Annotated in this window: 25 protein-coding genes and 1 pseudogene; 5 read left to right on the forward strand and 21 right to left on the reverse strand. The window is 63.3% G+C overall.

The window, feature by feature from the left end:
- The first annotated feature begins 97 nt into the window (after positions 1-97).
- Positions 98-1603, forward strand: a complete 1506-nt coding sequence (locus WBP07_RS19575) for an AarF/ABC1/UbiB kinase family protein (protein ID WP_095687410.1) — start codon at positions 98-100, stop codon at positions 1601-1603.
- A 39-nt stretch (positions 1604-1642) separates the two neighbouring features.
- On the opposite strand, the gene WBP07_RS19580 is transcribed toward WBP07_RS19575, so the two are convergent.
- The 5 genes from WBP07_RS19580 to WBP07_RS19600 all read right to left on the reverse strand — a co-directional run bounded on the left by WBP07_RS19580 (position 1643) and on the right by WBP07_RS19600 (position 4858).
- Positions 1643-2011, reverse strand: coding sequence for a response regulator (locus WBP07_RS19580; RefSeq protein WP_380823180.1), 369 nt, complete (start codon positions 2009-2011; stop codon positions 1643-1645).
- Between the two features lie 145 nt (positions 2012-2156).
- Positions 2157-2492: a hypothetical protein gene (locus tag WBP07_RS19585; RefSeq protein WP_095687497.1), complete on the reverse strand. Its 336-nt coding sequence runs from the start codon at positions 2490-2492 to the stop codon at positions 2157-2159.
- 52 nt (positions 2493-2544) lie between these two features.
- Positions 2545-4182 carry a Na+/H+ antiporter gene (locus WBP07_RS19590; protein WP_095687408.1) on the reverse strand — a complete coding sequence of 546 codons (1638 nt, stop codon included), beginning with the start codon at positions 4180-4182 and terminating at the stop codon, positions 2545-2547.
- A 29-nt stretch (positions 4183-4211) separates the two neighbouring features.
- On the reverse strand, positions 4212-4520 hold the full coding sequence (locus WBP07_RS19595) for an alkylphosphonate utilization protein (protein ID WP_095687496.1): 309 nt from the start codon (positions 4518-4520) through the stop codon (positions 4212-4214).
- A 14-nt stretch (positions 4521-4534) separates the two neighbouring features.
- Positions 4535-4858 carry a helix-turn-helix transcriptional regulator gene (locus WBP07_RS19600; RefSeq protein ID WP_095687407.1) on the reverse strand — a complete coding sequence of 108 codons (324 nt, stop codon included), beginning with the start codon at positions 4856-4858 and terminating at the stop codon, positions 4535-4537.
- Positions 4859-5049: 191 nt separating this feature from the next.
- Here WBP07_RS19600 and WBP07_RS19605 point away from each other — a divergent pair, with 191 nt between their 5' ends.
- From WBP07_RS19605 to acpP, 3 genes and pseudogenes are all read left to right on the forward strand, one after another.
- Entirely contained in the window at positions 5050-5469 is a 420-nt protein-coding gene (locus WBP07_RS19605) for a thioesterase family protein (RefSeq protein ID WP_095687406.1), read from the forward strand.
- Positions 5470-5628: 159 nt separating this feature from the next.
- Positions 5629-6897, forward strand: coding sequence for an HD-GYP domain-containing protein (locus WBP07_RS19610; RefSeq protein WP_244917347.1), 1269 nt, complete (start codon positions 5629-5631; stop codon positions 6895-6897).
- Positions 6898-7183: 286 nt separating this feature from the next.
- Positions 7184-7419: pseudogene (gene acpP, locus WBP07_RS19615) on the forward strand (acyl carrier protein).
- A 73-nt stretch (positions 7420-7492) separates the two neighbouring features.
- Here acpP and WBP07_RS19620 read toward each other — a convergent pair.
- The 3 genes from WBP07_RS19620 to WBP07_RS19630 form a co-directional block, all read right to left on the reverse strand.
- Positions 7493-8116 (reverse strand): HdeD family acid-resistance protein, encoded by a 624-nt coding sequence (locus WBP07_RS19620; RefSeq protein ID WP_095687404.1) that lies wholly within the window; start codon positions 8114-8116, stop codon positions 7493-7495.
- A gap of 11 nt (positions 8117-8127) precedes the next feature.
- Positions 8128-8829 carry a Bax inhibitor-1/YccA family protein gene (locus tag WBP07_RS19625; protein WP_174703677.1) on the reverse strand — a complete coding sequence of 234 codons (702 nt, stop codon included), beginning with the start codon at positions 8827-8829 and terminating at the stop codon, positions 8128-8130.
- 196 nt (positions 8830-9025) lie between these two features.
- Positions 9026-9343: a hypothetical protein gene (locus WBP07_RS19630; protein ID WP_244917346.1), complete on the reverse strand. Its 318-nt coding sequence runs from the start codon at positions 9341-9343 to the stop codon at positions 9026-9028.
- A gap of 73 nt (positions 9344-9416) precedes the next feature.
- On the opposite strand from WBP07_RS19630, the gene WBP07_RS19635 reads away from it, so the two are divergent.
- On the forward strand, positions 9417-9617 hold the full coding sequence (locus WBP07_RS19635; RefSeq protein WP_095687402.1) for a hypothetical protein: 201 nt from the start codon (positions 9417-9419) through the stop codon (positions 9615-9617).
- A gap of 8 nt (positions 9618-9625) precedes the next feature.
- Here WBP07_RS19635 and WBP07_RS19640 read toward each other — a convergent pair whose 3' ends face one another.
- The 13 genes from WBP07_RS19640 to traC form a co-directional block, all read right to left on the reverse strand.
- Positions 9626-12442, reverse strand: coding sequence for a conjugal transfer protein TraG N-terminal domain-containing protein (locus WBP07_RS19640; protein ID WP_261937522.1), 2817 nt, complete (start codon positions 12440-12442; stop codon positions 9626-9628).
- A gap of 16 nt (positions 12443-12458) precedes the next feature.
- On the reverse strand, positions 12459-13922 hold the full coding sequence (locus WBP07_RS19645) for a conjugal transfer protein TraH (RefSeq protein ID WP_261937523.1): 1464 nt from the start codon (positions 13920-13922) through the stop codon (positions 12459-12461).
- Positions 13922-14737, reverse strand: a complete 816-nt coding sequence (locus WBP07_RS19650) for a conjugal transfer protein TraF (protein ID WP_261937545.1) — start codon at positions 14735-14737, stop codon at positions 13922-13924. Before WBP07_RS19650 ends, WBP07_RS19645 begins: the two co-directional genes overlap by 1 nt.
- Positions 14738-14952: 215 nt before the next feature.
- Entirely contained in the window at positions 14953-15288 is a 336-nt protein-coding gene (locus WBP07_RS19655) for a hypothetical protein (RefSeq protein WP_261937524.1), read from the reverse strand.
- Between the two features lie 37 nt (positions 15289-15325).
- Positions 15326-17188: a conjugal transfer protein TraN gene (locus tag WBP07_RS19660; protein ID WP_313325859.1), complete on the reverse strand. Its 1863-nt coding sequence runs from the start codon at positions 17186-17188 to the stop codon at positions 15326-15328.
- Positions 17188-17931 carry a type-F conjugative transfer system pilin assembly protein TrbC gene (gene trbC, locus WBP07_RS19665; protein WP_395395839.1) on the reverse strand — a complete coding sequence of 248 codons (744 nt, stop codon included), beginning with the start codon at positions 17929-17931 and terminating at the stop codon, positions 17188-17190. The genes WBP07_RS19660 and trbC overlap by 1 nt, the downstream gene beginning before the upstream one ends.
- Positions 17932-17941: 10 nt before the next feature.
- Positions 17942-18961 carry a conjugal transfer pilus assembly protein TraU gene (gene traU / locus WBP07_RS19670; RefSeq protein ID WP_376784540.1) on the reverse strand — a complete coding sequence of 340 codons (1020 nt, stop codon included), beginning with the start codon at positions 18959-18961 and terminating at the stop codon, positions 17942-17944.
- Positions 18961-19233, reverse strand: coding sequence for a hypothetical protein (locus tag WBP07_RS19675; RefSeq protein ID WP_313325862.1), 273 nt, complete (start codon positions 19231-19233; stop codon positions 18961-18963). Before WBP07_RS19675 ends, traU begins: the two co-directional genes overlap by 1 nt.
- Positions 19233-19886 (reverse strand): type-F conjugative transfer system protein TraW, encoded by a 654-nt coding sequence (traW, locus tag WBP07_RS19680; protein WP_313325863.1) that lies wholly within the window; start codon positions 19884-19886, stop codon positions 19233-19235. The genes WBP07_RS19675 and traW overlap by 1 nt, the downstream gene beginning before the upstream one ends.
- Positions 19883-20446, reverse strand: a complete 564-nt coding sequence (locus WBP07_RS19685; RefSeq protein WP_313325864.1) for a S26 family signal peptidase — start codon at positions 20444-20446, stop codon at positions 19883-19885. Before WBP07_RS19685 ends, traW begins: the two co-directional genes overlap by 4 nt.
- The gene (locus WBP07_RS19690; protein WP_313325865.1) at positions 20427-21074 is read right to left on the reverse strand and encodes a TrbI F-type domain-containing protein; all 648 of its coding nucleotides are present in this window, start codon (positions 21072-21074) and stop codon (positions 20427-20429) included. The genes WBP07_RS19685 and WBP07_RS19690 overlap by 20 nt, the downstream gene beginning before the upstream one ends.
- The gene (locus WBP07_RS19695; protein WP_313325866.1) at positions 21067-21441 is read right to left on the reverse strand and encodes a hypothetical protein; all 375 of its coding nucleotides are present in this window, start codon (positions 21439-21441) and stop codon (positions 21067-21069) included. Before WBP07_RS19695 ends, WBP07_RS19690 begins: the two co-directional genes overlap by 8 nt.
- A 5-nt stretch (positions 21442-21446) precedes the next feature.
- Positions 21447-24041 carry a type IV secretion system protein TraC gene (gene traC, locus WBP07_RS19700; RefSeq protein ID WP_395395840.1) on the reverse strand — a complete coding sequence of 865 codons (2595 nt, stop codon included), beginning with the start codon at positions 24039-24041 and terminating at the stop codon, positions 21447-21449.
- Position 24042: the final 1 nt, after the last annotated feature.

Raw genomic sequence — 24042 nt, forward strand, 5'->3', positions numbered from 1 at the left:
GAAACCCGCCCTTGCTCCCTACGTTCCTGCCGCGCACGGCGCGGTCTCGAAAACGCCGCCCCTTCGTTTCCGGTGTACAGCCCCTATCTCTCACGCCATGTTCAAAAGCTTGATGGTAGCGGCCCGGGACCGGGAGCGTCTTGGTGAGGTCACCGGGGTCCTGGCGCGTTATGGCCTCGACACGGCGATCGACCGGCTCGGGCTGGGCGCCAAAGATTTTCCTGCGGGCGAGGCAGCGGCGCTGCCCGCACGCACGCGCCTGGCGCTGGAGGAATTGGGTCCCACCTTCGTCAAGCTGGGGCAAATTCTCGCCACACGCAGCGATCTTCTTCCGCCCGACTGGATTACCGAATTGGAGCGGCTTCACAGCCAGGCGGCGACGCTCCCCTTCGAAACGGTGCGGCCCGCCATCGAGGAGGCCTTGGGAGAATCTGTCAGTAAGGCATTCGCCGCGTTCGATCCCGAGCCGCTTGCCGCCGCCTCGATGGCGCAGGTCCACCGCGCCCGCCTGCACGATGGTCGCGCCATCGTCCTCAAGATCCGGCGGCCCGGCATCCGGACCCGCATGGAAGCGGATCTGCGCCTCATCGCCCAGTTCGCGGCGGTCCTCGAGCGGGCCAGTACGGAAATCCGGCGCTTTGCTCCCACCGCGCTCGTCCAACAGCTCGCGTCCGCAATCCTGGAGGAACTCGACTTCACCAACGAGGCCCGCAATGCCGACCGCCTGCGCGGCGATCTCGCCGGCAACGCGCAGGTCGTCATTCCCGAGATCCACTGGGAATGGACGTCGGAAACGCTGCTGGCCATGGACTATATCGAAGGGGTCGCGCCGCGCTCGGCAGAGGCCCTCGTCGAGGCAGACATCGATCCCCACGCGATCGCATCGCTCGGCGCCCAGGTCGTGCTCGACATGGTCCTTCTCACCGGCCGGTTCCATGCCGATCCCCACCCCGGCAATCTCCTGTGCTTGCCCGGAAACCGCCTCGCCCTGCTGGACCTCGGCTTGATCGGCCATGTCAGCCCCAGGCGCCGGGAAGAGCTTTTGCGCTTCGTCCAGGCTATCAATATCGGAGATCCGCAGGCCCTGGCGGAGACGCTCGCCCTTTGGTCCGCCGGTGAGAGCCCGCCTCGCGAGCGGCTCCTTCTGGCGGCCGAACAGCTTGTCGCCCGCCATGGCGGCACGCGCCTGGTGCTCGCCACCCTGGTCAATGATTTTTTCGCGCTCATGCGGCAGGAGCGGCTGACCGTCCCGCCCGACCTGCTGCTTATCTTCAAGGCACTGGTGACGATCGATGGCGTCCTCGCCAACATTGCCCCCGGCTTCGACCTGACCCTTGCTCTGCGGCAGGCTGCAGTGCGCATCGTTGCCTCGCGGCTAGATCCCGCTGCTTGGACCCCGGTGCTGCAAGGTCTGCTGCTCGAGATCACAAGGATCGGGCAGGATGGCCCGCGGCTGCTGAGGTTGATCATCGAGCGGCTGGAGCGCGATCAGGTCATCCCACCGCGGCGTTGGGGCACGGAGATCGCTGCGGCCGGGCGGTGGATCGCGGGCGCTATTGTCGCAGGATCGCTCATCCTCGCGGCGGCTGTCACGCTTTTCTAGGCGCCCCTGATGTGGCTCGCCGCTCCGCGCGCCCTGTTCTCAGGCGGCGGAGAGGCGGTCCTCGATCACGCGGAGCAATTCGCGATGGTCGACCGGCTTCGAGAGAAAGACAGCATCGTCGGGCAACGCGTCTTGCTCGGGCCGAACGGCGCCTGAGGAAACGATCAGAGCAATGGGAGGATAGGCATCGCGAATATAGCGCGCCAGGCGCAAACCATCCATCGACCCCGGCATCTGGATATCGGTGACGACGATCCGGATCGAGGGCAGCGCTTGCAGGACCTCAAGAGCCTCGGCGGCGTTAGAAGCCTCTTCGACCGCATATCCCTCGCCCTCCAGGAGATCGACAAGGATCATCCGGAGGACCGGCTCGTCATCGACAACCAGAACATGTTGCCTATCGGCCATCATGCAATCCTCGGTAATACAGCAACACATATGCCCCGTTTCCCTATGAACGGCGGCAGGGGGCCATGGTTCACGGACAAGGCCGCAAAAGCGCAGAATTCTTTCTGATTTTCGACGAACTGTGACGGTTGCGACCGCGCCGTGATTACTGGATCGCGTGGCCGATAAGGAAAGCTTCGGCGCAACGTACCTGTTTGACGACCTCGTCCGGGGACAAGCCAAGCCGTGTCGCCACCGTTACGACGTCCAGTCCATTATGGCGATGCAGGCAGTAGACGCGGCTGGTGAGGTGCGGGAGCAAGCTGATCAGGTCCCAGTCCTCGGGTGCGATTTGGGACCGTCTCGCAGGCGGCATGAGGCGGTCGATCGCGGTCTGGAGGTGCATCGCCGCATCCTCGTTGACGCCGTCGACCAGGGTCAGCGCACGCTCCAGCAGGCGCAGCGCTTCGTCGACCCTGCATTCCCGGTCGGCCTCGTCCATGGCCCGCTCCTCCTTTTCTGTTCTTGGCTCCGTACTGTCCTGTGTCGACCCGTCAGCCGAGCTGGGCCGCATGGCGGGCTTCCGCGAGATCAAGCTCCCGTATGAGCTTGCGCGCAAGCTCGCTGCCAAGCTCTCGCTTGCGAACCATGCGAAAGATCTGGCTCCGTTCCGCTTTGAGCGCGGCGATGCGCAGGCGCCGTTCGATCGCCTCACCTCGCCGCATCTCGGCATTTTCCTCGCGCGTCCCCACCCTGCTTTCGATCCGCTCGCGGTAGCCGTCCATGATCCGCGCGGCAGCCGACACATAGAGATCGGCATCCGCCCGGCCCTCGGCCAGTTCATGCTGGACCTCCTCGATCCGGGCGATGGCCGCTTCGGCCGCTTTGATGCGCGCGGCATCTTCGACGCTCTGCTGGTCATGCTCGGGCGGCATGCGCAGGCCGCGCAGCAGGACGGGAAGGCCAAGGCTCGCGACCAGCAGCGAGACTATGATGACCCCCATCGCCAGGAAAATGGCGAGGTCGCGCCCAGGGAAGGGCGACCCATCGCTGAGCACGAGCGGTAGCGTGAGTACGCCCGCAAGCGTGATAGCGCCGCGCACGCCGGCAAAGGACATCGCTGCGACTATGCGCCAGTTCGGGGTCGATTGTCCCTCGCCCTGCCGGAAGAAACTCAAGCGGAACGACAGCCAAACCCAAAGAAAGCGCAAGGCGGCCAGTCCAAGATTGATCGCAAGCACATAAACGCCGAGCCACCAGGATTCATGATGACCGGTGAGGCGCACCGTCTCCGCCGCGCCCGCGAGGATGGCCGGCAGCTGTTCACCGAGCAGCACGAAGATCACGCCATTGGCGGTGAACTGGATGACATCCCACACCGTGTTGCGGCGAATGCGCGTCGAGGCGGCAAGTTCGCCGCTCCCCTCAACGAAACCCATCGTAAGGCCTGCGGCCACCGCAGCCAGGATGCCCGAACAGTGCAAGTGTTCGGCAACGAGATAGGACCCGAAGGGCAAAAGAAGGCTAATGAGGATCTGCGCTCCGCCCTCCTCGCCATAGCGCCGCGACACCCAGTTCTTGGCGTGCGAGACGAGCCAGGTCAGGCCCGCACCGACCGCCAGCCCGCCCAGCGCGACCCACACGAAGTTGATGGCGGCCTGGTGAAGCGAAAAGGCGCCGGTCAGCGTCGCTGCGATGGCAAAGCGCAGGCAGACGAGGCCGGAGGCGTCGTTGAGCAGCGACTCCCCTTCCAGGATATGCATCATCCGCTTGGGAATGGGCACGCGCTGCGCGATCGCCGAAACGGCGATCGGATCCGTCGGCGAGACGACCGCCGCCAGCGCGAAGGCGACGGCAAGCGGCATGGCCGGGATCATCCAGTGGATGAAAAAGCCCATTCCGACGACCGTCGCCACTACAAGGCCCAGGGCCAGTTCGACAATCGTCTTGCCGTCCTTGAACAATTCCTCGCGCGGAATACGCCAGCCATCCAGGAAGAGCAGCGGCGGCAAGAAGAGGAGGAAGAAGATTTCGGGATCGAGCGTGACCCGCCAGTCCGCAGCAAGCCCGATGAGCGCGCCAAGCGCGATCTGAAACAATGGCCGGGGGAACGGCAGGGGGACCATTCGCGAAAGGATGCCGCTCAGGATCACCGCGAGCAGCAGAAGCAGAACGATCGAGATGACTTCCAACAGGGTTCCTCTATCTGGCGTGCAGTCGCTCAGCGCTTGCGGACGAATTCGGCGCGCAAGACGAGGCCCTTGATACCCTCGTAGCGGCAATCGATTTCCTGGGGATCGCCGGTCAGGCGAATGGACCTGATGAGAGTGCCGCGCTTGAGCGTCTGGTTGGCGCCCTTGACGGTGAGATCCTTGATCAGAGTGACGCTGTCGCCATCGGCAAGGATATTGCCCACGGCATCGCGCACTTCGACCGCATCGCTCAGGCCTTGTGCCTGGGCCTGTACATCCTGCGGGCTGATCCACTCGCCGGAGGCTTCGTCATACACATAGTCGTCCGAACTGCTCATCATGGTTCCCTGGCTCACTGCGGCGGTACGGCGCCGAGATCTTCCTGATCATAAAGCAGCGACGGCACGGTCCCGGCCGAGCGCCCAGCCTTCGTCTCGCGCAGGCGAACCCCGCGGCCCACGCCGCTGCTCGGCGCGTTCTCGCCAAGCAGTTCAATGCCAGCGCTTTCGAGCGCCCCGATCACTTTCACCAGGGTGTCGACCACGCCGCGCACCTGCCCTCCCGAGGCTTCCATGCGCTGGATCGTCGGTAGCGAAAGGTGCGCGAGTTGGGCGAGTTGGCGCTGGTCAATCCCAAGGAGGGCGCGAGCGGCACGCATCTGCTGCGAAGTGATCATGCGCTCTCATGACGTATAAAACATCAAACTGCAATCTTATCAATCATAGATCATGTGTGATAAGGCCTGCCACCGATGCCGACGTCCGCAATGCCGGGCGGGGCATCGATCGGGACGTGGCGGCGTGTAATCTCCGCGCGCCCCGCTTACGGCCCAAGCCCTTTGCGCTCCATCATGATATGAGAAGGCCCATGACTACCGCGATTCCCCACGCTTATGAGATCGGCATCGACCCGTCCGACATCGACTTCATGGGCCATGTCAACAATGCCAGCTACCTCAAATGGGTGCAGGATGCCGTTCTCGACCACTGGCGTTCGCTCGCGCCCAGCGAGGCCGTCGCAGGGCATCTTTGGGTCGCGCTCAAGCATGAGATCACCTACCGCCGCCCGACCTTCCTGGACGACCGCGTCATCGCGACGGTGCTGCTGGAAAAGGTTCAGGGTGCCCGCGCCTTTTACGACACGGTTATCCGGCGCGGTGAAGAGGTGCTCGCGGAAGTGAAGTCGAGCTGGTGTTGTGTCGACGCCGTGACCAGGCGGCCCGCACGGCTCGCCCGGGAGGTCATCCAGCATTTCTTCACGCTCGACTCTCCCGCTCAGCCAATCTGACAGGCAAAAGACGCCGCGCGCCGGGGTTGCCGGCGGGGTTATACAGTCTGCGTGGGGTAATCAGCTCCCCCGCACTCTTCGCGCATGCCGACCGCGCCTTTAGCCCGTTCTTAACCGGAATTTAGGGCGCGGGGGGTGAAGACGGGGCGAAGGGGTGCCATGAAGCGCAAGATCGCGATCGACCAGATTAGTGCCGGAATGTTCGTCGTCGGCTTCGAGGGCTTCTGGTTCAAGCACCCTTTCTGGCGCACGAAATTCCTCCTCTCCCCCGCGGACGTGGACGAGATCCGCGCCTCTGGCGTCAAGGCGATCTATATCGATGATGCGATGGGAGCTTCGCCGCCGCCGCTTCCTGTCCCGTCGGCCAATTTAGCCAAAGGCCCTCTTCCCGCTGCCCGAGAAGCTGAGGCGCCCCGCCGCCCTCAGGCCATTGCCCCGCTCGCGCCGGTGCGACGATCGATGCCGATCGAAATGGACGAGGTTCAGCGCGCCACGGAGTCGATCCAGAGGTCGAAGCGGGTCATCATGCGCATGTTCGGCGAGGCCCGCATGGGCAAGGCGGTCGCCCTGCGCGACGTCGAGCCGCTGGTCGATGAAATCGCAGCATCGGTGATGCGGGACGCGGCCGCCATGATCAAGGTGACGCGCCTCAAGCGCAAGAACGAGTATACCTATCTGCACTCGGTGGCCGTCTGCGCGCTCATGATCAATCTGGGCCGCCAACTCGGCCTATCGGAGACGCTGACCCGTGACCTCGGCACTGCTGGGTTGATGCACGATATCGGCAAGATGGCGGTGCCAGGCAGCGTCCTCGACAAGCCCGGTTCGCTCAGCGACGACGAATTCGAGATCATTCGAACGCATCCGCAAAAGGGGCACGATCTTCTCAAGAAGACCGAGGGCATCTCCCCGATCGCCCTCGACGTGTGTCTCCACCATCATGAGAGGGTCGACGGCAAGGGCTATCCGTTTGGTCTCACCGCCGACCAGCTCTCGCTGCATGCCCGGATGGGCGCGATCTGTGACGTCTATGACGCGGTGACGTCCCGGCGACCCTATAAGGACCCCTGGACGCCGTCCGACGCGCTGGCCAAAATGCTCGATTGGGAGGGACATTTCGATCCGGGCGTGCTGGATGCGTTCATTCGCAGCATCGGAATTTACCCGGTGGGCACGCTCGTGCGCCTGCGCACCAACCGGCTCGGCATCGTCATCGCCGGCAACAACCGCGAGCCGACCATGCCGATGGTGCGCGCCTTCTTTTCTACGATGGAGCGAGAATTCGTGCCGCTCGAAAGCTTCATCTGCTCGGCGACCCTGAAAGGCGATGCCGCAATCGGTATCGAAACGGCGAGGCGTGGTTTGGTCCGCGATGGCCGGTCATCCAGGCGTTCGTGCTCGATAATCGCATGCCGACGGCCGATCTGATCGGGTCCGGCCGAGCCATCATCGCTTCGCGGGAAATGGACCAACTGCGCGTAGCGGCGAGAAACTGATCGTTCTGGGTGACAACTGCCACCACTGATGCCGACGGCGTCCTTATCGCCAAATCCTGATGCAAATGTCTGAAGCACAGGTCAGAGTTCCGGGATTGCCTGTCCTCTTTGAGCCGCCCAGCTCGCGGCGAGTTTGCGTGACGGTGCGGGCTCTAGCGTCTAGAGAAGAGCCAGAGAATGCCATGCGGCATCCGCCAGCATGGCTCGGGGGCAAAGACATGACCGATACTGCTACGCGCGTTGCAAACCTGATTGCCCAGCAACTGGGTGTCGACCCGACAAGGTGACGCTGGAATCCCACTTCATGGAGGATCTGGGTGCGGACAGTCTGGATGTCGTCGAGCTTGTCATGGCGATCGAGGAAGGCTTCGACGTCCAGATTCCCGACGATGATGCTGAGAAGATCGCGACGGTGAGGGATGCCGTTCTCTATATCGAAGCCGCGATGGTCTGAGGCACCTGCGGCGCCACGCTCGGGATCGATGCGGCGAGCCCAAGTTTCGACTTGGGCCGCCGCACGCTTCCTTTTACGCCGCCACCGCCTCTGGACCAGGTCCCTTGTGGCCCTCTCGCGAAGCCCGCAGCCGCCAGGCAAGGCTGATCAACAGCCCGCCCCCGAGCAGAGCCCAGGCGCCGATAAGCCATGCGACGGACAGGATCGAGGCGATCGGCTGCAGATAGAGCAGGACCAATATCGCGACGCCTAGCCCGACGGTGATCGTGCCGGAAAGGGCGAGGAGCACTTCCCCGCGGATTTCCTTGCGCAGCCGAACCGCAGCGACGATCTCGAGCAGGCCGACCGCGATGGCCCAGGCAGCAACCAGAACCAGTGTCGCCAACGCGTAGCTGACGGTGAACTCCAACGGCAAGGCCACAAAGAGGCCGGCTGCTACGAGCCCGAGAACGCCGCGCAGGACCAAGGCGATCCACCGGTCCGCCTTGTGCGCGGCACCCTGTATCCCGGCAATCAGCGAGGCGATGCCGTCGACGCCAGCAAAAGCGGCAAACAGCATCGTGAAGGCAAAGAGTGCGCCCGCGGGGAACAGCAGCGCCGCTATGCCCAGCGCCAGAGTCAGGACACCGCGAACCATCATCCATTTCCAGTTTTGCGCCACCAGCGGGACGCCGCGCCAAAGCGAAGTATCGTGCATGCCGTCCTCCTTTACTCGCGCCGCTGGCCCATGAAGGTCAGCAGCAACTGGAACAGGTTGATCAGGTTGAGATAGAGCGAGAGTGCGCCAACGATGGCGAGTTTGCTCGCCTCTTCCTGCCCGGCATAGGCGTAATACTCGTTCCTGAGACGCTGCGTATCCCAGGCCGTCAGGCCGGTGAACACCACGATGCCCGCGATCGAGAACAGCATCTGCAGCGTCGAGGATCCCAGGAACAAATTGACGATGCTGGCCGCCACGACAGCGAGCAGACCCACCATCAGGATCGGGGCCCAACGCGACAGGTCAGCGCCGGTGGTATAGCCCCACAGACTCATCGCTGCGAACACCGCCGCGGCCGTAAAGAAGGCGAGCGCAATGCTCTCGCCCGTGAACATCAGGAAGATGCTGGCCATCGAGACGCCCATGACGCCGGCAAAGACGAAATAGGCTGTCCGGGCCATGGCGGCCGATATCTGATGTAGGCCGAACGATAGCAGAAGTACGAAGGCCAGAGGCGCGAAGATCGCCACCCACTTTAGCGGCGTGCCGAAGATGGGCTCGTACAAGGCCGGCGTGGACGCGACGCCAAACGCGACCAGACCAGTAAGGGCAAGACCAAGCGCCATGTTGCGATAGATGCCGATCATGTGGTTTCGCAGGCCGGCATCGAAGCCCCGGTCGATGGGGCTTGCCCTGCGCTGCGAAGGCATCGTCCGATTGAACAATGATTCCATAGCTCTCTCCATCGATTAAGACGACAGATCGCGCTGGCGCAGCGAGAGGCTTATAGCGAACCGCAACACCGAGCACGCCCGGTGCGCCGGCCTGTCGTTCAGCGCGATAAGCCCGGCCCACGATCCGAAAAATGTGTTCGGTTTCCGTGGTTTCAAGACCTGTGCCCTGCCTCTATCCGGCCGTATAAAGGACACCCGCAAGCGAAACGCAGAACACGGACAGCCACATGAAAATCTGGCTGAAGACGTGCATCACGAGGCCAACCCAGCTGTAATACCGCCTCAGCACGGCGGCCGAACCGACAGCGACGAAAAACACGATCAGCGCCGACGCGGAAGGTGTGGGATCACGTGGGAGCGTTTCGTCGAACAGCGGCAGCAGCCCTAACGCTGAAACGAGGAGCCACGAGAACATAAATGCCAGGTTGCTCGACAGGTCGAGATCCTTAGCAAGCGTGTCGCCAACCGGGGTTGAATTTGGCCTAAGCAAGGTTCGTTGTCCGTCGCCGGGACTTGAGAGGTGGCGGCGTTTCGGGTATATTTTCTGTGCTTAGGAGATTTCCATGTCGTTCGACATCGATACCTACATCCGCACCCAAGGTTTGACCGGTGGCCCGATAATCACGGGTAAGGTTGATGAACCGATTCCGAGCCTCGAGCCATTTACTGACGAAGAGGGGAAAGTTACGCTCGGGGGCAAGATTGGCTATCTGCTTGCTTACGCAGTGGCAGCCGGCGCCCTCGGCTATTGGTTTTTGATGTAGTTCATCACTCATTTCCGAAGCTCAGGATTCAGGAAAAAACCTTTATCGTGGCCCGCATTCACCTCGGACTGAATGCGGGAGGCGCCCTGCATATTGGAAGCTCTGCCCGCTTGTGCGGCTGCTCGATCCCCGTCTAGCGCAGCTTTGCCTGACGAAATCACAGCAGCTGCTGCGCCGGGATCGCCTGCACTAGGCCCTGCCGGAATGCCGCCAGCACCATGCGGATGATAGGTGGCCCTGACATCGGCCGCGGAGGACACGTCGGTGCGGTGCACATCAACGAGATCAGGCTCGTTGAGGCTTCCACGGATTTCCTCGTAGATCGCTTCACGCTTCTCCGACATCCACCGCTGGACCATTTCATCCCGGACACTGCGCTGATGCTCGGAAAGGTCCGTCGCCCAAATTTCGGGAGCATCCAGACCAGGATTTGCCGCCTGTTGCGCACGGTACCAGTTCGCGAGGTCCTGGCTGAGGTTCGTGCTGAGTTGCATGCCATGGCTCTCGGCCCAACTGGCGTCGCGAGACAGCTGCTGGGACAATTCCTCCAGCTTGCGCGCAGACTCCTGATATGAGCGCGCGCGGGAGAGAGCGTCTTCAGTGCTCACCGAAGCCGACGAAGTCTGCGAGGCGCGACTGAACACGCCGCTCCGGCTGTAGGTACCGTCCGAGGAACTCGCGCCGGTGCCGTTCGAATGCTCGTCGCGTACCCCGCTGGAAGCGGTGTTGGAGCTATCGGTGGAATTGGTCTGCCCGGTGCTTCTTTGCAACTGCTCTTGCTGCGTTCCAGACTTAGATACGTCTCCTGAGATTCCTGGGAGGCGTCCAAACCTGCCACCATTGCCGCCCTTCGTGCCCGAACCTCCCGCTTGCGGTCCTCCCAGTCCTGCCGAGAGTCTGCCGGTTACGACGTCCGCAGTAACTGCACTTCGATCATGGCTATCCGAGACCCGTTCGGACTGGCTCGTCGAAGATCTATCTTCCAGCCCCTGAGAACTGCTTCCTGTTCTCCGGTCGAACTGTTCGATGGAAGTGTTGGCCTGGCGACCGCTGCTCGAGTCCCATCCAGACGACCGCTCGGTCGAGGTTCCGAATGCGCTGCGATTGGTATGGGTCGAGGTCAGAATGTCGTTTGCGGCGTTTTCATAGGCCTGCGACTGGCGGTGCGCCTCGTTCGCCATCTCGCGCCATTCGGCAACGGCGCCTGAAGACATTGTAGGCGTGAAGGCCAGGCGCGAGATAGCGCCGCCTGTGTCGAAGACCTCTTGCCCGTTGCCAAAGCCATTGATCAGAGCGCCATTGTCCTGACGCCAGCTCGACATTGCCGCGCCCCCCATATAGCTCGGCGCCTTGGTCCACTGATCGCTCTGCTGCATGTTGGAAGTCGAGTTCGCCCAGCTGACATTCCCATAAGAATAGTTGCCCGTCGTCTGCTCCAAGGCGGCCGCTTCGGCCGCATTCTGCGCCGGCGCGAGCATGGACATGGACTGACCGGCAATAGACATCGCGCCGCGCGCCAGTCCGGCCGCGAGGAATGGGACCGACATCAGCATGAACCCTGCGATCGTCGCGGTCTCGCCGTTGACCGCACCGATGCCCGCGAATGTGCCGAGCGTGACCCCGCCCGACGCTATACCGGCCGCTGCAGTTTCGGCGCGCGTCATGCAGATCATGTGCAGGATGACGTACAACGGGCCCCAGGCAGCCAAGTAGAAGAAGCCGACAGCGTACCCCTTGAGCGCGCTCAGCCCGGTTTGCGGCATGAGGAAGAGCGGGAAGATGACCGGGAACATCGCGAAGAAGACGACAGTCAGCACGATGTTCAAGATCGGCACCCAGGCCATCGCCTGCTGTGCGATCGAATTGTAGGTGTTTCGGGCCTGCACGTCGGCGCGGGTCTGCGCGAATGTGTCGATCGCCGCCGCGCCGGTGCCGCCCGCCATGGAATTGCGTGCCTGCATGAAAGCGTTGATCGCAGTGTTCTGCCGCATGTAGTCGGCGTAGCTGCTTCCCGACCCCGTGAACGCCTGGTTTACGATCGGGACGTCATGCTTCAGCTTGTCAGCAGCAAGCGCATTGCTGAGCTTCGGGTAGACTTCCTTCGCCCAGATTGGCGTGTTGGCTTCGATCATATTGGCCCACTGGCCGGAAAGACCATCATAGGCCTGGCGGCATGTCACGATGTAGCTGGTCACCGCCCCGCTTCCATCCTTCTCCAGCCATTCTTGCGAGCGCGCTTCCGAGCCCGGGCCAATTGCCGCCCAAAGGTCCTGCGCCTTCGACAGTTCGGTCAGCGATTTCTGGTTGAGCATGACGTCGCCGAACACACAGTTCTTGAAATGCTTCTCGAGATTGGTCGCAAACTCGGCGTCGCGGATCACGAAGTTGCGCGTCGCATCGAACAGCCGCGCACCGTAGACCATGCCGTTGGTGGTGTAATTGAGCTCACCGGGCATCACGAACACGGTTTCCGCCGTCCGCGTCATCCAGTCGCCGATCTGCGTCGTGAAGCTCGCCAGCACGCCCAGCCCTAGCGGCACATTGTCGATCGTCGCCGGCGCGAGGGACGGGTTCACCCGATCCGTCACCTTGATGTCGACGGTCGGCACCATGAGGCACAGGTAGATCGCCGTGGCCTGGAGAAACCAGTTCATCCACGCTTTGTAGTTGAGCGTGAAGGCCACAACGAGAAGCGAGTAGATGAGGCCCATGACCATCACGACCCGGAGCAGCGCGCGATAGCCCCCGCCCCCTGACCAGGCCGCTACCGCATTGAAGGTGTTGACCAGATATTCGCCGCCACCGACCGTGAAGACCTCTAGCATCGCCTGTTCCCCGGCTTCAGTTCAGCCCCTGCGAGCTCAGCCCGCGCGAGAAGGTCAGCGCCGAAGCCATGCCCGGCGTCATCGAATTCTGCAGGGTGGACTCGAGCATCATGCTGCGGTTGATGAGCTGCATCGTGACCTGCAGCTTGTTGTTGAGCTTGACGTCGCGCTGCGCGTATTTCGCGCGGGCAGCGGCGATCTGCGCCTTCCACTGGGCCGCGGTAGCCTGGTCGAAGGTCTGGTAGTGGACCTGGCTTTGCTCGACCCGGTCCATCATGTTGTCGAGCATAGCGGTGAGCAGGTCGACCGCGACGATCTCCGACATTGCCTGGATCTCGCCGGGCGACAGCGAGTAATGCGCATAAGCCTGGACGCTCAGGATCTTGAAAATCGGCACCGTCGCGATGTTCAGAAGCTGCTTTTCCGCGGCATCGAGTGGCGTATCGCTGCGGATCTTGTCGTTCATCGACTGGATCAGCGCTTCGATCCGGGGGCGTAAGGCGGAGGACGCCGGCACCGACAGCGTCTGCTCGCCGACCTCGTAGCAGTTCTCGTCATTGCATTTGAGGAGCTTCACCGGCGGCGCATCAGCCGTACCATCCAGAAGCGCGGTCACCACGGCGTCTTCGGCCGGGCCGATCATCACCACTTTGCCCCCGACACTCGGATCGTCTGACGGCTTCGTGATCACCGTGCCCACCAGGGTCATGATGAATTCGGAAAAGCTCTGGTCGAAGGCGCCGAACTTCCCTGCCTTCTTCAAGGCCTCCCAGGTATAGTTATGCGGCTCACCGACAAGTTGGTCCTTCATCGACGCATCGCTATTTCCGGCGATCGTGTTATCGCGCTGGTTGCCGTTGTTGCAGCCCTGCCGTGAGGCGGCCCAGTCCGAGAATATGCCCTGGCTGTTGCCGATGGCTTCGCAGATGGTCGAGCGGGTGGTGTCCATCTGCGGCCAGATGCCGCCAACCAGCGCCTGCGCGGTCTCGCAGCTCGAGATGTTCATCTGGTTGAGGAGCTGCGCCTTCTGGCTGAACTCGTCCATCACCTTGCCGATTTCCGGAGAGACGGAGTCAATCGCGAGCTTGAAGGCAAAGCCGAGTGCATTGTTGGCGGTGGCCTTGAGCATCGCCACGATCTCGGAGGCATTGATGAATGAAAAGGATCCCGAAAAGAGATCGATGCCGCCGCAGCCCGCTCGGGCGCTGGGCAACTGCAGGTTGAACGGCGACACCGACTTTTGCGGGAACCGCGTCCAGACATTGCCCATCGAATAGTAGCCGGCCGACTGGCCCTGGAAGGCGCTTGGGCCCGTCACATTGGCCGCACCGCCCGCGTCGTTGAAGAAGCTGTTCATCTGGCCCGCGACATCGGCATGGGCAACGCCCACCAGCGCGAAATGCGATGCCGCCAATAAGGCGGCGCCATGAGAGAGGCGCCGGATCGCCGCCCGTGCCCGTCCGGAACTCTTGCGTGCCATCAGTAGTCACTCCCCACCTTGGTGTTGGTGAGCATGAAGATCCGGTCCATGATCTCATCGGCGCTGAGGATGCCGTACCCGACCGGGATCGTCCGCTTCGTCTGGGTGTCGAACAGGACCAGCGCCGGCGTCTCGTTGCCGGTCAGTCCCATGCGGGCACGCTGGCCCGTGTCGACGACATAGTTGGGAAATTCCTTGTTTGGACCGCCGTCCATCGAGACCGCCATGACCGCCATCCGATGGCTGTCGGCGACCGAGCGCAGGATCGGCGCGAAAAGCTCGCAGGCGCCGCAGCTTTGCGCGTAGAAATAGAAGAGCCCGTAGCGCTGGCTGAGACTCGTCAGGACGGCATCCCGATCCGCCTTGCGATTGTCGAGCCAGGCTCGTTTGCCGACCGTCGAAACCGGGCGCTGCAGCGTGTAGTCGATGTCGGGATGCTGCCAGAGAGCGCGCTGCCACGTATCGGCAAACGTCGAGGCCCGGTCGAGTTGCTCGCGCTGGAAGCGCACATAGGCGATGACATTCTCTTCGGAGGGGTCAAGGATCGCGCGGGCCTTGAGCTCATCGAGCTCCTTCGCGATCGCGGCCATGCGTTCGGCAGCCGATGGCTCGGGCGCCTGCGGCGACGCCGGGCGGGTGTCGCGCGGCTTGGGTTTCGAGCAATAGAACCATTGCCCCAGGCGGCGCTCGCCACAATAGAAGTCGTCGGGCGATTGCCCGTCGATCGTGTCGCGGCTTGTCCCTGCCTCCTGCGCGTTAACGGCCATGGGCATCAACGCCAGAACCGCTGCGCAAATCCTAGTAAACTTCGACATGGCTCGGCATCCTTTCCTGCGGCTGTGGCGCAGCGGCAAAGTGAGGCGCGGAAGGGCGGACGGCGGACAGGTCGAGCGCCCGGGGGTGGACGCAGCAATCGGACGGGTCGGCGTCCTTTGCTGCGCGGCACGGCGAACTTCTCGCCGTCGCAGGCTCGGGCGGCGGCTGTGCGCCTGGGCCCGTCAGCGTCAGCACCAAGGCGAAGATGACGGGATCAATTATCGGCAGGGCCATTGTCCAATTCTCCCCTGGTAAGGCGCAGCACCGACATCATCAGCGCTACGTCGATGAGCCGGGTGCCTTGATCGAGCATCCGGATAATTCCCTCCACGAGCGGCCGCGCAGCGCGGCGGCCCTGCTCGCTCGCCTTCACGGCCTCGCCGACCGGCGTCAGCCAGCCACGGCTCACCATGCCGGGGACCAGCAGCGCGACCTGATCGGCGGGCATGTCGCCGAACCAGCTATGCATGACCGCGAAAATCTCGCTTGCTCGGATGGGGGTGCGGGCGCGGAAAGCGCAGACGAAGATCGACAGCTCGAGAACCGTCATCGCGCTTTCGTCCCCGGCATCGCGGGGTAGCCCCGGGTCATTTGCCGTGGAGATCATAGTAATCCTGTATCTTCGACTGGATGTCCGTCATCGTCTGGACCTCGTCGGGAAGCTTTGCTGCATCCAGGAAGTCCGAATAGATTTCGGTGAAATCCATCACCGAAAGGTCGAGCGAGGCGAACTCCTCGATCGTGAAACCCTGGCACTGCTCCTTTTTGGGCGCGCCCCACGGCTTTCCCAACTGCACCCGGCCCTGCTCCTGGAGAATCCGCGAAAGCTTGCTTTCAAAGCAGCAATAGGCCGTGCGCTTGGTCTTGCAGATGCCCAGGAAACTCGATGAGCAGTAGGTGCCCAGATTGTGGCAGAAGCCCATCCGGTCCTTGATATCGAGCCTCATCTCGTCCTGAGAACAGGCGAACAACACAAGGAACGGCGTGGCGAAGGCCGCGATCGCAGCCGGCCCGCCGGCCAGAGCGGCGGCGCCCGCCGCTACCGGCACCAATCCCGAAACCTTGCCGGCACAGCAGTTGATGAGGCCAAATACCGGCTTGTGACAGGTCTCGCGTGTGCCCGAAAACACCCGGTAATTGGTCTCGTCGAACTCCTTGCCGGCCTGGTCGATCGAGTGCAGCGCCACCAGCGCGTCCTTGAATTCGGTCGAAGCCTGCCGTTCGATCGGCTCGCAGTCGCCGTTGATGCAATAGACGTCGTCGCCGCAGATATATTGTGGGGCGTCGGCCGAGGTGCCCGACGGCGTCGGACAGCGATAGATCTTCTCCTGGACCTTACAGGGTCCGCCGTCAGGATCCTCGTCCAGGCATTCGGTGCGCTGATAAGTGCAACTGCCATTGGCTTCGAGTTCCGAGCAGTCGTTGGCCGACGAAATGGTGTGGCATTGGTAGCTGCGCTGCCACGCCCAGCACGGCTGCGTGACAGGCACACCGTCGACTATCCGGGTAACCGGATCGCTTGCCGTGCAAATTTCCGATTCCAGCGTGCAGTTGCTGTCGCCGGCATAGGCCGCGCAGAGACCCTCATTGCGGGTGATGACGGGAACCGCCGGTTCCTCCTGCCTGGTTAGCCAGTAGTTGCCGGTCGAAATCACCGTGCCAGGGTGATAGGCACCCGGCGTAATCCCTTGCGCTTCGGCGCTGCATTTGACCTCGACCGCCGTATGGCCCAGGCTCCTGCAGGTGTCGGCCGCCGTGTAGCCATAGGCCGCCATATTGTCGCAATAGTCGATGGGTCGGCTTTCCCAGCAGACCCCCGAGGCGATTTCATCGTCGAACGCGGCACGGGCCGGATAGGGGCCGCCATCGCTCAGCAGGAAACTCAAGCGTCCGGTATAATAGGTGTAGATCGTCCGCTTATCGGTGCGTACATCCAGATTGACGGTGCAACTGCGGGCGTCGGTCGTTACCTTGGCGCCCGCGTTGCAACTCGCTTCATAATAGCCGCTCGTGCCCGATCCAGGCGGAAGCGCGGTGCAGCTTCCGCTCGTCCCGCCATAAGCCTCGCCCGCCAGATAAGTGGAAGGATCCTCCTCGATGGTGGTCGCGCGATTGGTGGTCGAGAGAATCTCGGCATTGCTGAAGGTCGGGCGCACATGGCTGCTGTCGGTCGTGATCTGGTACTGCTCGCTGCTCGACTTGAGCGCCTGGGCATCGTTGATCAGCTTGTCCGGATCATCGAAATAGCTGCCCTGCGGGAGGGTCGTCCCCGAGAACCCCGGCACGGCTTGCGCCTGCGCGTTGTCGCTGGGCACCAGGACCGGATTGGCCTTTGCCGCGGTTCCCATCGCCTTGCCCTGCTCGCGCGCTTCCTCCAGCGTGGTCTGCGCCTGCGCGGGGAAGCTGGCCCCGGCCAGGACCACGAAACTGATTGCGAGCGCGAGACGCATCAGCGCTGCGCCCGCATATTTGAGAGCCCAACGGCGGCGACCCGGGCGCCCGGACCATTGCCGTCGGCAAAGCTGTTGAGCGCATATTCCACGGTGACATTGCCCGTCAGGCGGTCATAGGGCGGCACCTTGGTCTGGCAGGAAAAGCCGGCGCACAGGTCGAAATCGGACGACACGGCCACATAGGTCGGGACCGCCTGCACATTGAAAGCACGGAATAAACGCGGATCGATGCCGATATTGGCGAACTCGTCCTGGCGCTCGACGATCTGCCCGAGCCGGGTCGCAAACTCCTTCATGCTGTTGTTCGGAAAGCCACGGAACACCACGACGCCGCCAGCGCGCGCCGTATCGCGGATAAGCGGTTTCAGGGACTGCGGCGGCATCGAGAGACTGGCGAAGACGATGAATTGCGGCGCCTCGCCACTTTTGACGCTGGCATTGCCGGCGGCGCCTTGCACGATCTCATCGAAGTCGATCGCGCCGTCGGGCCCCTTGGGCAGATCCTTGGCCGCGACCTGCCGCATGTTTTCGGTGCCGGCTTCACGCACCGCGACGGCTTCCTCGCGGAACTGGTCGCCGCGATCCTTGACGTGGTTCACGAAGGCTTCGGCATCCGCGGCGAGATCGGCCGAGCGCTTCTTGATGGCCTGCACGTCGAGACCATCGACGGTCTGAGCGAGCAGCGCCGATACACCGGCGGTAGCAAGCAGGGCGGTAACGCCCCAGGCAGCGAAACGCATCGACCCCTCCCTACAGGACACAACAGTTGCGCTTGCGCCAGACGAGGTAGCCCATGTCCTCGCCGCCGGCGGGATAGGCGCGACCCGCATCGGGCGGCATCGTGGAAGCCCCGATTGCGGAGCAGGCGAACCTCCCGCTCACGGTCGGGATCGGATTGACCATCTGGAAGCGATATTGCTGCTTGCGCATGATCGGCATGAGGTACTTCTTGCACAGGCCCTTCGAGCCCATCGTCCCCCAGGCCAGCGCCTCGCGGTGCATCTTGTAGGCGAAGCGGGAGACCGCCAGCCGCGACGACTGAACATGGCCGATCGAGGCCGGGACATTGCCGTTGAGCGGGTACATCGAACCCTGACAGCCCGCGCACCAGAAGAGCGGATCGAGCGGTAGGTTGACCGTTCCGGCAATGCAGTCACCCGCGCAGGCGGCCTGGGCGATCGGATTGGCGAAGATGATCGCTTCTGGGTTAATCAGCGTGGTGAGAGCATCGTCCTGCCAGAGCGGATCGATCTCGGTCATATAGGCGATGTCGAAGCTCGCCTGCTCGAAGCAGACGAAGTCGGTCAGGATCTCCATCCAGTAGAGCAGAGGATAGACATACCAGTGCACATGCCACTTGGCCGTGCTTTGCGATCGCCCGCCGACCATCGAGGGACCGGCGAGATAGCCCTGCCCGATATCGAACCCGGGGGCGATGCGGATACCGCCCAGGTTGGGGAAGCACCACGGCTTCATCGTCACATCGGCCAGGCGAGCCGGCTCCCAGAAACCGACGGCAATGCCTATGCGCGGCAACGGATCCGCGCAGGCGCAGACCGGCGAGGCGGGATTGCTGGTATCGGGCCGGCCGCTCGGCCAGATCTTGAGGCCGCCCACCGAGAGGGGAAAGAGGCACGACCAGCAGACGTCGGTGATCGGATTGACGAACTTGCCATTGCAGGCAGGTCCGGCCGCTTGCGCTGGCGCCGCAAAAAGCACCAGAGTCAGGAGAAGCGACACAGCGCCGAGCAGGGATCGAAGACCGTGCATCATTCTCGCTCTCCCAATTGATCGAGATAGGCTGTGTCAGCGCGCTGCTTGCGAGCCAGATACAGCGCTGTGTAGAGCGCCGTGCCGACGAGCAGCGCGAGGGCCACCGCCGCCACGGTCGGGCGGCCGACCCATTGGCGCAGCGGGCCGAACCCACCGACCACGAGCGCGAGAAGGATGCACAACGCCTGCCAGGTCCGGCGCATGCGGCGCAGGTCGCTTGTCTCGGGCGCGGCCATCGGCGTGCGCAGGAGGTCAAGCCACAAGGGCATCAGCCCGCCCTCCCCTTGAGCGCATGTTCGGTGACCCGCATCACGCGGCCCGCCTGGCTGACGACGGCGGGCGTGTGCTCGATGCCGAAGCGGCCGGTGAGCTTACCCTCCTGGTCGAAATAGAAGCGCCGCTTGCGCTGCGACATCGCCTCGATCGGCGATCCCTTCACGAAGATGATCTTCGCCTTCACGTCGCTATATTTGCCGCAGGCCCAGGCCAGCTGCTCGGCATTGTCCCCATCGACGAAGACAAGATCCTGATGAATGCCGACGAAATCGAGCGGGTTCACCTTCTGACCCGCCTTTGCGATCATATTCCCCTTCTGGTCGCGGACATCATGGTCGATGCGAACCGAGGGATCGAAATCCCAGCTGCGCGTCTCCTGGGCCGGCGAGATACCGGCGACGGGATCTGGCCGCCGCACCTTGGCCTCGACCCGCTTGGCGAAAAGCGCGTTGGTTCGCGCCAGTTCGCCGCTCGCTTCGGCACGGCGCAGCCGCGCCTCGATCGTCGCGAGCAGGTCAGGCTCGATGATCGGAAAGGCCTGCCCTGCCGCTCCATAGTCGCGCGCCTCGCTGGCGGAGCCGACGAGAAGAAGGGTCGTGCCGCCAAGGCATGCGGTCGTCGCCGCCAGCAGGATGGTGCGCCTCATAGTAGCGGCTTCCCGGTACCGATAATCTGGCGCGCGCAGACGAAACCGATGTCAGCGTAGCGGCTGTCGAACCCATCCTTGTGCGGCGTCCCGACAAAATAACAGCCCGCCGGGACCGGCCCGGTCGCCCCGGGCGTCAACAGCTCGCCCAGGCGCGAGGCTCGCTTCATGCGCGCCACCATGCGCCCGCCGATCAGGACGTCGTTGCCGCTATGGGAAACGACATCGCCGGGGAGACCATAGACCAGCTTGCCGAACATAGCGGGCCGCGCTCCGAAATGATGATGCACGAGAGCGGTCGCGGGCGGGTCGAAGAAGACATAGTCACCGCGGGCCGGCAGCCGGCCCCGATCGATGAGGAACGCCCAGTTGGGCAGGGATTCGCTCGTGTTGATGAGGAAGGCATGACGATCGCGCCAATCCGCGATTGCGCCCAGAACCACTGTGCCGACCGACAGGAGCCCCAGCGCTGCCCAGAGATGCTTGCGCGGTCGCCAGGCCGGCGCGGCGCGCGCCGTCACCATCGGGCTTTCGCCCTTGTCACTGAGCAGGGCCGACATCGGGCGCTCCAAAGCTCGAGACGGTGGCCCCCTGGGCACCAACGGCCGGGGGAAGGGCGGATGGAACCGGTTGGGCAGTGGCTTGTGCGGCGCTCGCTGGCGCTGTCGTCCGCGGATCCTGCGGCACGGGCATCTCGGGCGCCGCCTGCAGGCTCATTTGCTGGACGCGCTGCAGCTCTTCCGCCGTTATCCGCTTGGGTATCGGCACGCCCGAGGCGTAGACTGCCTTTTTCACCGTTTCCGTGATGTCATCGACATTCTTGCTGAGCACAGCCTCGCCGACGAGGATGACGTCGCCATGGGCACTGCGGCGCGCAAGCTCCTTGTCGAGCGAGGCCATGAAGGCCTGCATCTCGGCCTTGACCCGCTCAGGTGGCGATGCCGAGTAGCGCTGCGCCTCGACATATTCGCCGACCAGCTCGGAGAGCTTGACCGAGACGATATGATCGGGCCGGGCACTCACCTGCCGGGTCACCCACATCGCCCAGACGAGCGACGCGAGCAGCAGGAGCCCGCCCAGCATCTGCCAGCGGGTTAATCCTGCGAAAAGGGCCCTGCGGCGCGAGCGCGTGGCTTTGCCCGACGGCGCGGGGACGGGAGGAAGATCGAGTTCAGCCTGCTCAGCCATGGGAACGGTTCCCTTCAGACACATGACGCGGAATAATGAGATGTCGGCGCAGCACGATGATCGCTCCGGCCAGGAGAAGCTGCGCGCCGGCCAGCACCTGCTTGAAGGATGCGATGCGCGCTGGGTCCGCGGCGACGTAGCGGCTCGCCATATTGGCCAGCTGGTGCATCATGCCGTCGATCGAGAAGCCGCCGATCGCCAGGAAGAAGAGGAAGAAGAGTCCCCAGCTGATCAGCAACGACGACAGGGTGAAACCGAAAAGGTGGAGATACCAATAGAGGATCGTGCACAGGTCGAGCCGGATGCACGGGGTAGTCGCCGCCGATGGGCTAGGCTTCAGGGTCTCTTCGCTCGGGATCGTTGCCACCGGGCCTACTCCGCGGCGATTGCGACGTCGGGATCACTCTCCGCGTTCGCCGCCCACTTCTCGGGATTGTCAGGAAAGGCGATACGCTCGATCGCCTCGTCCATGCTGAGACCTTCGCCGATCAGCGCCTCGATCCGGGCGAAGGTCTGCGGGCTCGAGGAAAACAATGTGGCCGAATAGGGATCCAGGACCAGGCGGCCTACCGCCAGCGTCTCGGGTCCCTTGATCATGATGTCCGAATATTCGAAGCCGTTGCGCTTCAAGGAGCGCAGCAGCGCATCGGTATAATCGTCCATCTCGAAGCGATCATGCTTCTTGAAATCGGCTATCGTTTCCGGCTTCTGCTGCAGGATGACGAACCAATCGCTGTTCTCCAGCGCCGCAATCGACCCCGCCGACTTGTAATAGTCGTTGAGCGACTGCGTGGCGGTGACGAGCGAGGCGCCATATTTACGGCAGGTGCGCGCATAGGTCTCGATGAAGTCGGCCATGGCCCCGCCGCGCAGCAGCTGCCAGGCTTCATCCAGCAGCAGGGCCTTGGGGATTGCGCGATCAACCTTGCGCATCACCTGCTGCGACATGAACATGATGGCGGTGAGGACCACGCTGCGCAGTTCCTCGCGCGCCGAGAGATCCGAGAGCTCGAAGACGGTGAGCTGCGCCTTCAGTTCGAAGCTGACCTCGCCCTGGAAGAACCGGCCGTAGGTGCCCGCCGCCGAGAAGGGGCGCATCGCAATACCGAGGTCGTGCGCGAGCGCGTTGCCGGTTGCATCGAGCGCCTCGATCACAAGGTCGATCGATCCTCTTCGGCCGTGCGCCTCCCACACCGAGTTGACCGCGCCATCGATGAGGCCGCGCTCGGTATCGTTGAGACGGTCGATGTGGCGCGACATCTGGTTCACGATGGCCTTGAGCATCGCCATGCAGTCGAGCAGATAGTCCTCGTCCTCCGCCGCCTGGGCCTCGTCGATCATCGAGAAGGGATTGAGGCAGAAGCCCGAGCTCATGGTGAATTCGACGAAGGCGCCGCCCTGCAATTTGGCCGAATGCTCGAAGGATCGGCCATCGTCGATCACGACCACCTTCGCGCCGGCACCGCACAGTGAGGCGCACAGCTCCTGCAAGGCCACCGACTTGCCCGAGCCCGATTTGCCGAAGACCGCGACATTGTGGTTGCCCGCCGCGTTTTCGAAGGGTGACCAGAAGAAGGGCTGGCCGCGCCGTCCCACCATCAGGAGATGCGGCACATGGCCGCCCAGATATTCGCCCTGCAGCGGCGCGAGATTGGCCGCCGTGGTGGTGAGGAGCGTGCGCATGCGCTTCATCCGCTCGAGATCGCGCGACAGGCCGTTGGCCATCGTCATGGGCATGGCGCAGAGCAGGCCCATCACCTGGAGGTAGCGGTCGTCGAGCAGGTCCCAGCCCGCCGCGCGGTAGACGGATTTGAGCACGCGTTCGTTGGCGTCGCCGCGCCCCTTGGGCGAGAAGGAAGTGACCGAAAAGAACACCCGCACGAGCTTTCGGCCCTGCCGGATCTCATCGTTGACGAAGCGCCACTCCTGACTCTGGTCGCGCAGCTGCGGCAGGAAGCGCGCGGACTTGGAGTCGGCGAGACTCGTCGTCCGCATGAACTTGAAGCTCGCCTTGTTCGACGAAGCCTGGGTGTCCGGATATTCAACGCACAGGTTCGTCGCGACCGGGCACGGCATGCGCAGCTTGTCGGTGAACATGTCGCCCACCAGCTTCGCCATGTCCCAGGGCGCCCAGCGATTGGGCAAGTTGCGCACCGAGAAGGAGCGCACGTCGAAGACATCGGGATAAATCTCGCCGATCTCCGGGGCGCCTTCGTGGACCTTTCCGGTCGGTCGGAACCGCTCGGTGCGCAGCAGCATCCGGTCGGGTTCGACCCTGAGCTCAATGTCGCGGCGAATGGCTTGGTCGGCGATGGGATCGAAGGGATTGTAGCTGACGACGTCCTCGCCGGCAGCCGTGGTCGGTGAGGTGATGTCGTCGATCCAGGCGATCAGCGCGACCGGATCCATGCGCCGGGTCGTGACCCCCACCGAAGCCAGCGCGGAGATGAGCCCCTCCATGACCGAGACGATGTCGTCATCGGACACCGACGAGCTTTCGGGCGTCGAATAGGAGATCGCCACACGGTGATGGCGCAGGCAAAAGGGCGCGTCCTTCGAGAGCGACTGCCATACGCCGTCGCTCAGGAAATCGACCCGGTGCTTGGCCATCCGTTCGTAGACGCCGCGTGCGGCATAGCGCGGCAGATACCATTTGCTCAGCGCCTCCCCCACGCGCGGGCTCATCCACTGATGGAACTGGATGCAGCCCGGCGCGGGAATGCCTTCGGACAGGAACTGCGTGATGATCTCTGCGGTGCGCTCGTCCGCGCCCACCATCGGGGCCGCCTCGATCACGAAACCCCGAGAGGCGCTGTTGTAGAAGATCCCCGTCTTGGGATCGTAGCTGCGATAGGGCAGCCAGTGCGCCAGCATGGGAACGCCGAGCGCGGGACGGTCATCATCGGGGCGCGCGGCATCGCCGAAAAGCCCCGAAAGCATGCTGTCGAAAAAGCCGCCTTTCGCCATG

It is taken from the genome of Novosphingobium oxfordense, from assembly GCF_044029435.1.
Taxonomy (GTDB): Bacteria; Pseudomonadota; Alphaproteobacteria; order Sphingomonadales; family Sphingomonadaceae; genus Novosphingobium.

Excerpts from the sequence above, each read along its gene's own strand:
- WBP07_RS19575 (WP_095687410.1), top strand. The coding sequence starts at position 98 with ATGTTCAAAAGCTTGATGGTAGCGGCCCGGGACCGGGAGCGTCTTGGT.
- WBP07_RS19580 (WP_380823180.1), bottom strand. The coding sequence starts at position 2,011 with ATGGCCGATAGGCAACATGTTCTGGTTGTCGATGACGAGCCGGTCCTC.
- WBP07_RS19585 (WP_095687497.1), bottom strand. The coding sequence starts at position 2,492 with ATGGACGAGGCCGACCGGGAATGCAGGGTCGACGAAGCGCTGCGCCTG.
- WBP07_RS19595 (WP_095687496.1), bottom strand. The coding sequence starts at position 4,520 with ATGAGCAGTTCGGACGACTATGTGTATGACGAAGCCTCCGGCGAGTGG.
- WBP07_RS19600 (WP_095687407.1), bottom strand. The coding sequence starts at position 4,858 with ATGATCACTTCGCAGCAGATGCGTGCCGCTCGCGCCCTCCTTGGGATT.
- WBP07_RS19605 (WP_095687406.1), top strand. The coding sequence starts at position 5,050 with ATGACTACCGCGATTCCCCACGCTTATGAGATCGGCATCGACCCGTCC.
- WBP07_RS19610 (WP_244917347.1), top strand. The coding sequence starts at position 5,629 with ATGAAGCGCAAGATCGCGATCGACCAGATTAGTGCCGGAATGTTCGTC.
- WBP07_RS19620 (WP_095687404.1), bottom strand. The coding sequence starts at position 8,116 with ATGCACGATACTTCGCTTTGGCGCGGCGTCCCGCTGGTGGCGCAAAAC.
- WBP07_RS19625 (WP_174703677.1), bottom strand. The coding sequence starts at position 8,829 with ATGCCTTCGCAGCGCAGGGCAAGCCCCATCGACCGGGGCTTCGATGCC.
- WBP07_RS19635 (WP_095687402.1), top strand. The coding sequence starts at position 9,417 with ATGTCGTTCGACATCGATACCTACATCCGCACCCAAGGTTTGACCGGT.
- WBP07_RS19640 (WP_261937522.1), bottom strand. The coding sequence starts at position 12,442 with ATGCTAGAGGTCTTCACGGTCGGTGGCGGCGAATATCTGGTCAACACC.
- WBP07_RS19645 (WP_261937523.1), bottom strand. The coding sequence starts at position 13,922 with ATGGCACGCAAGAGTTCCGGACGGGCACGGGCGGCGATCCGGCGCCTC.
- WBP07_RS19650 (WP_261937545.1), bottom strand. The coding sequence starts at position 14,737 with ATGTCGAAGTTTACTAGGATTTGCGCAGCGGTTCTGGCGTTGATGCCC.
- WBP07_RS19655 (WP_261937524.1), bottom strand. The coding sequence starts at position 15,288 with ATGACGGTTCTCGAGCTGTCGATCTTCGTCTGCGCTTTCCGCGCCCGC.
- WBP07_RS19660 (WP_313325859.1), bottom strand. The coding sequence starts at position 17,188 with ATGCGTCTCGCGCTCGCAATCAGTTTCGTGGTCCTGGCCGGGGCCAGC.
- trbC (WP_395395839.1), bottom strand. The coding sequence starts at position 17,931 with ATGCGTTTCGCTGCCTGGGGCGTTACCGCCCTGCTTGCTACCGCCGGT.
- traU (WP_376784540.1), bottom strand. The coding sequence starts at position 18,961 with ATGCACGGTCTTCGATCCCTGCTCGGCGCTGTGTCGCTTCTCCTGACT.
- WBP07_RS19675 (WP_313325862.1), bottom strand. The coding sequence starts at position 19,233 with ATGCCCTTGTGGCTTGACCTCCTGCGCACGCCGATGGCCGCGCCCGAG.
- traW (WP_313325863.1), bottom strand. The coding sequence starts at position 19,886 with ATGAGGCGCACCATCCTGCTGGCGGCGACGACCGCATGCCTTGGCGGC.
- WBP07_RS19685 (WP_313325864.1), bottom strand. The coding sequence starts at position 20,446 with ATGTCGGCCCTGCTCAGTGACAAGGGCGAAAGCCCGATGGTGACGGCG.
- WBP07_RS19690 (WP_313325865.1), bottom strand. The coding sequence starts at position 21,074 with ATGGCTGAGCAGGCTGAACTCGATCTTCCTCCCGTCCCCGCGCCGTCG.
- traC (WP_395395840.1), bottom strand. The coding sequence starts at position 24,041 with ATGGCGAAAGGCGGCTTTTTCGACAGCATGCTTTCGGGGCTTTTCGGC.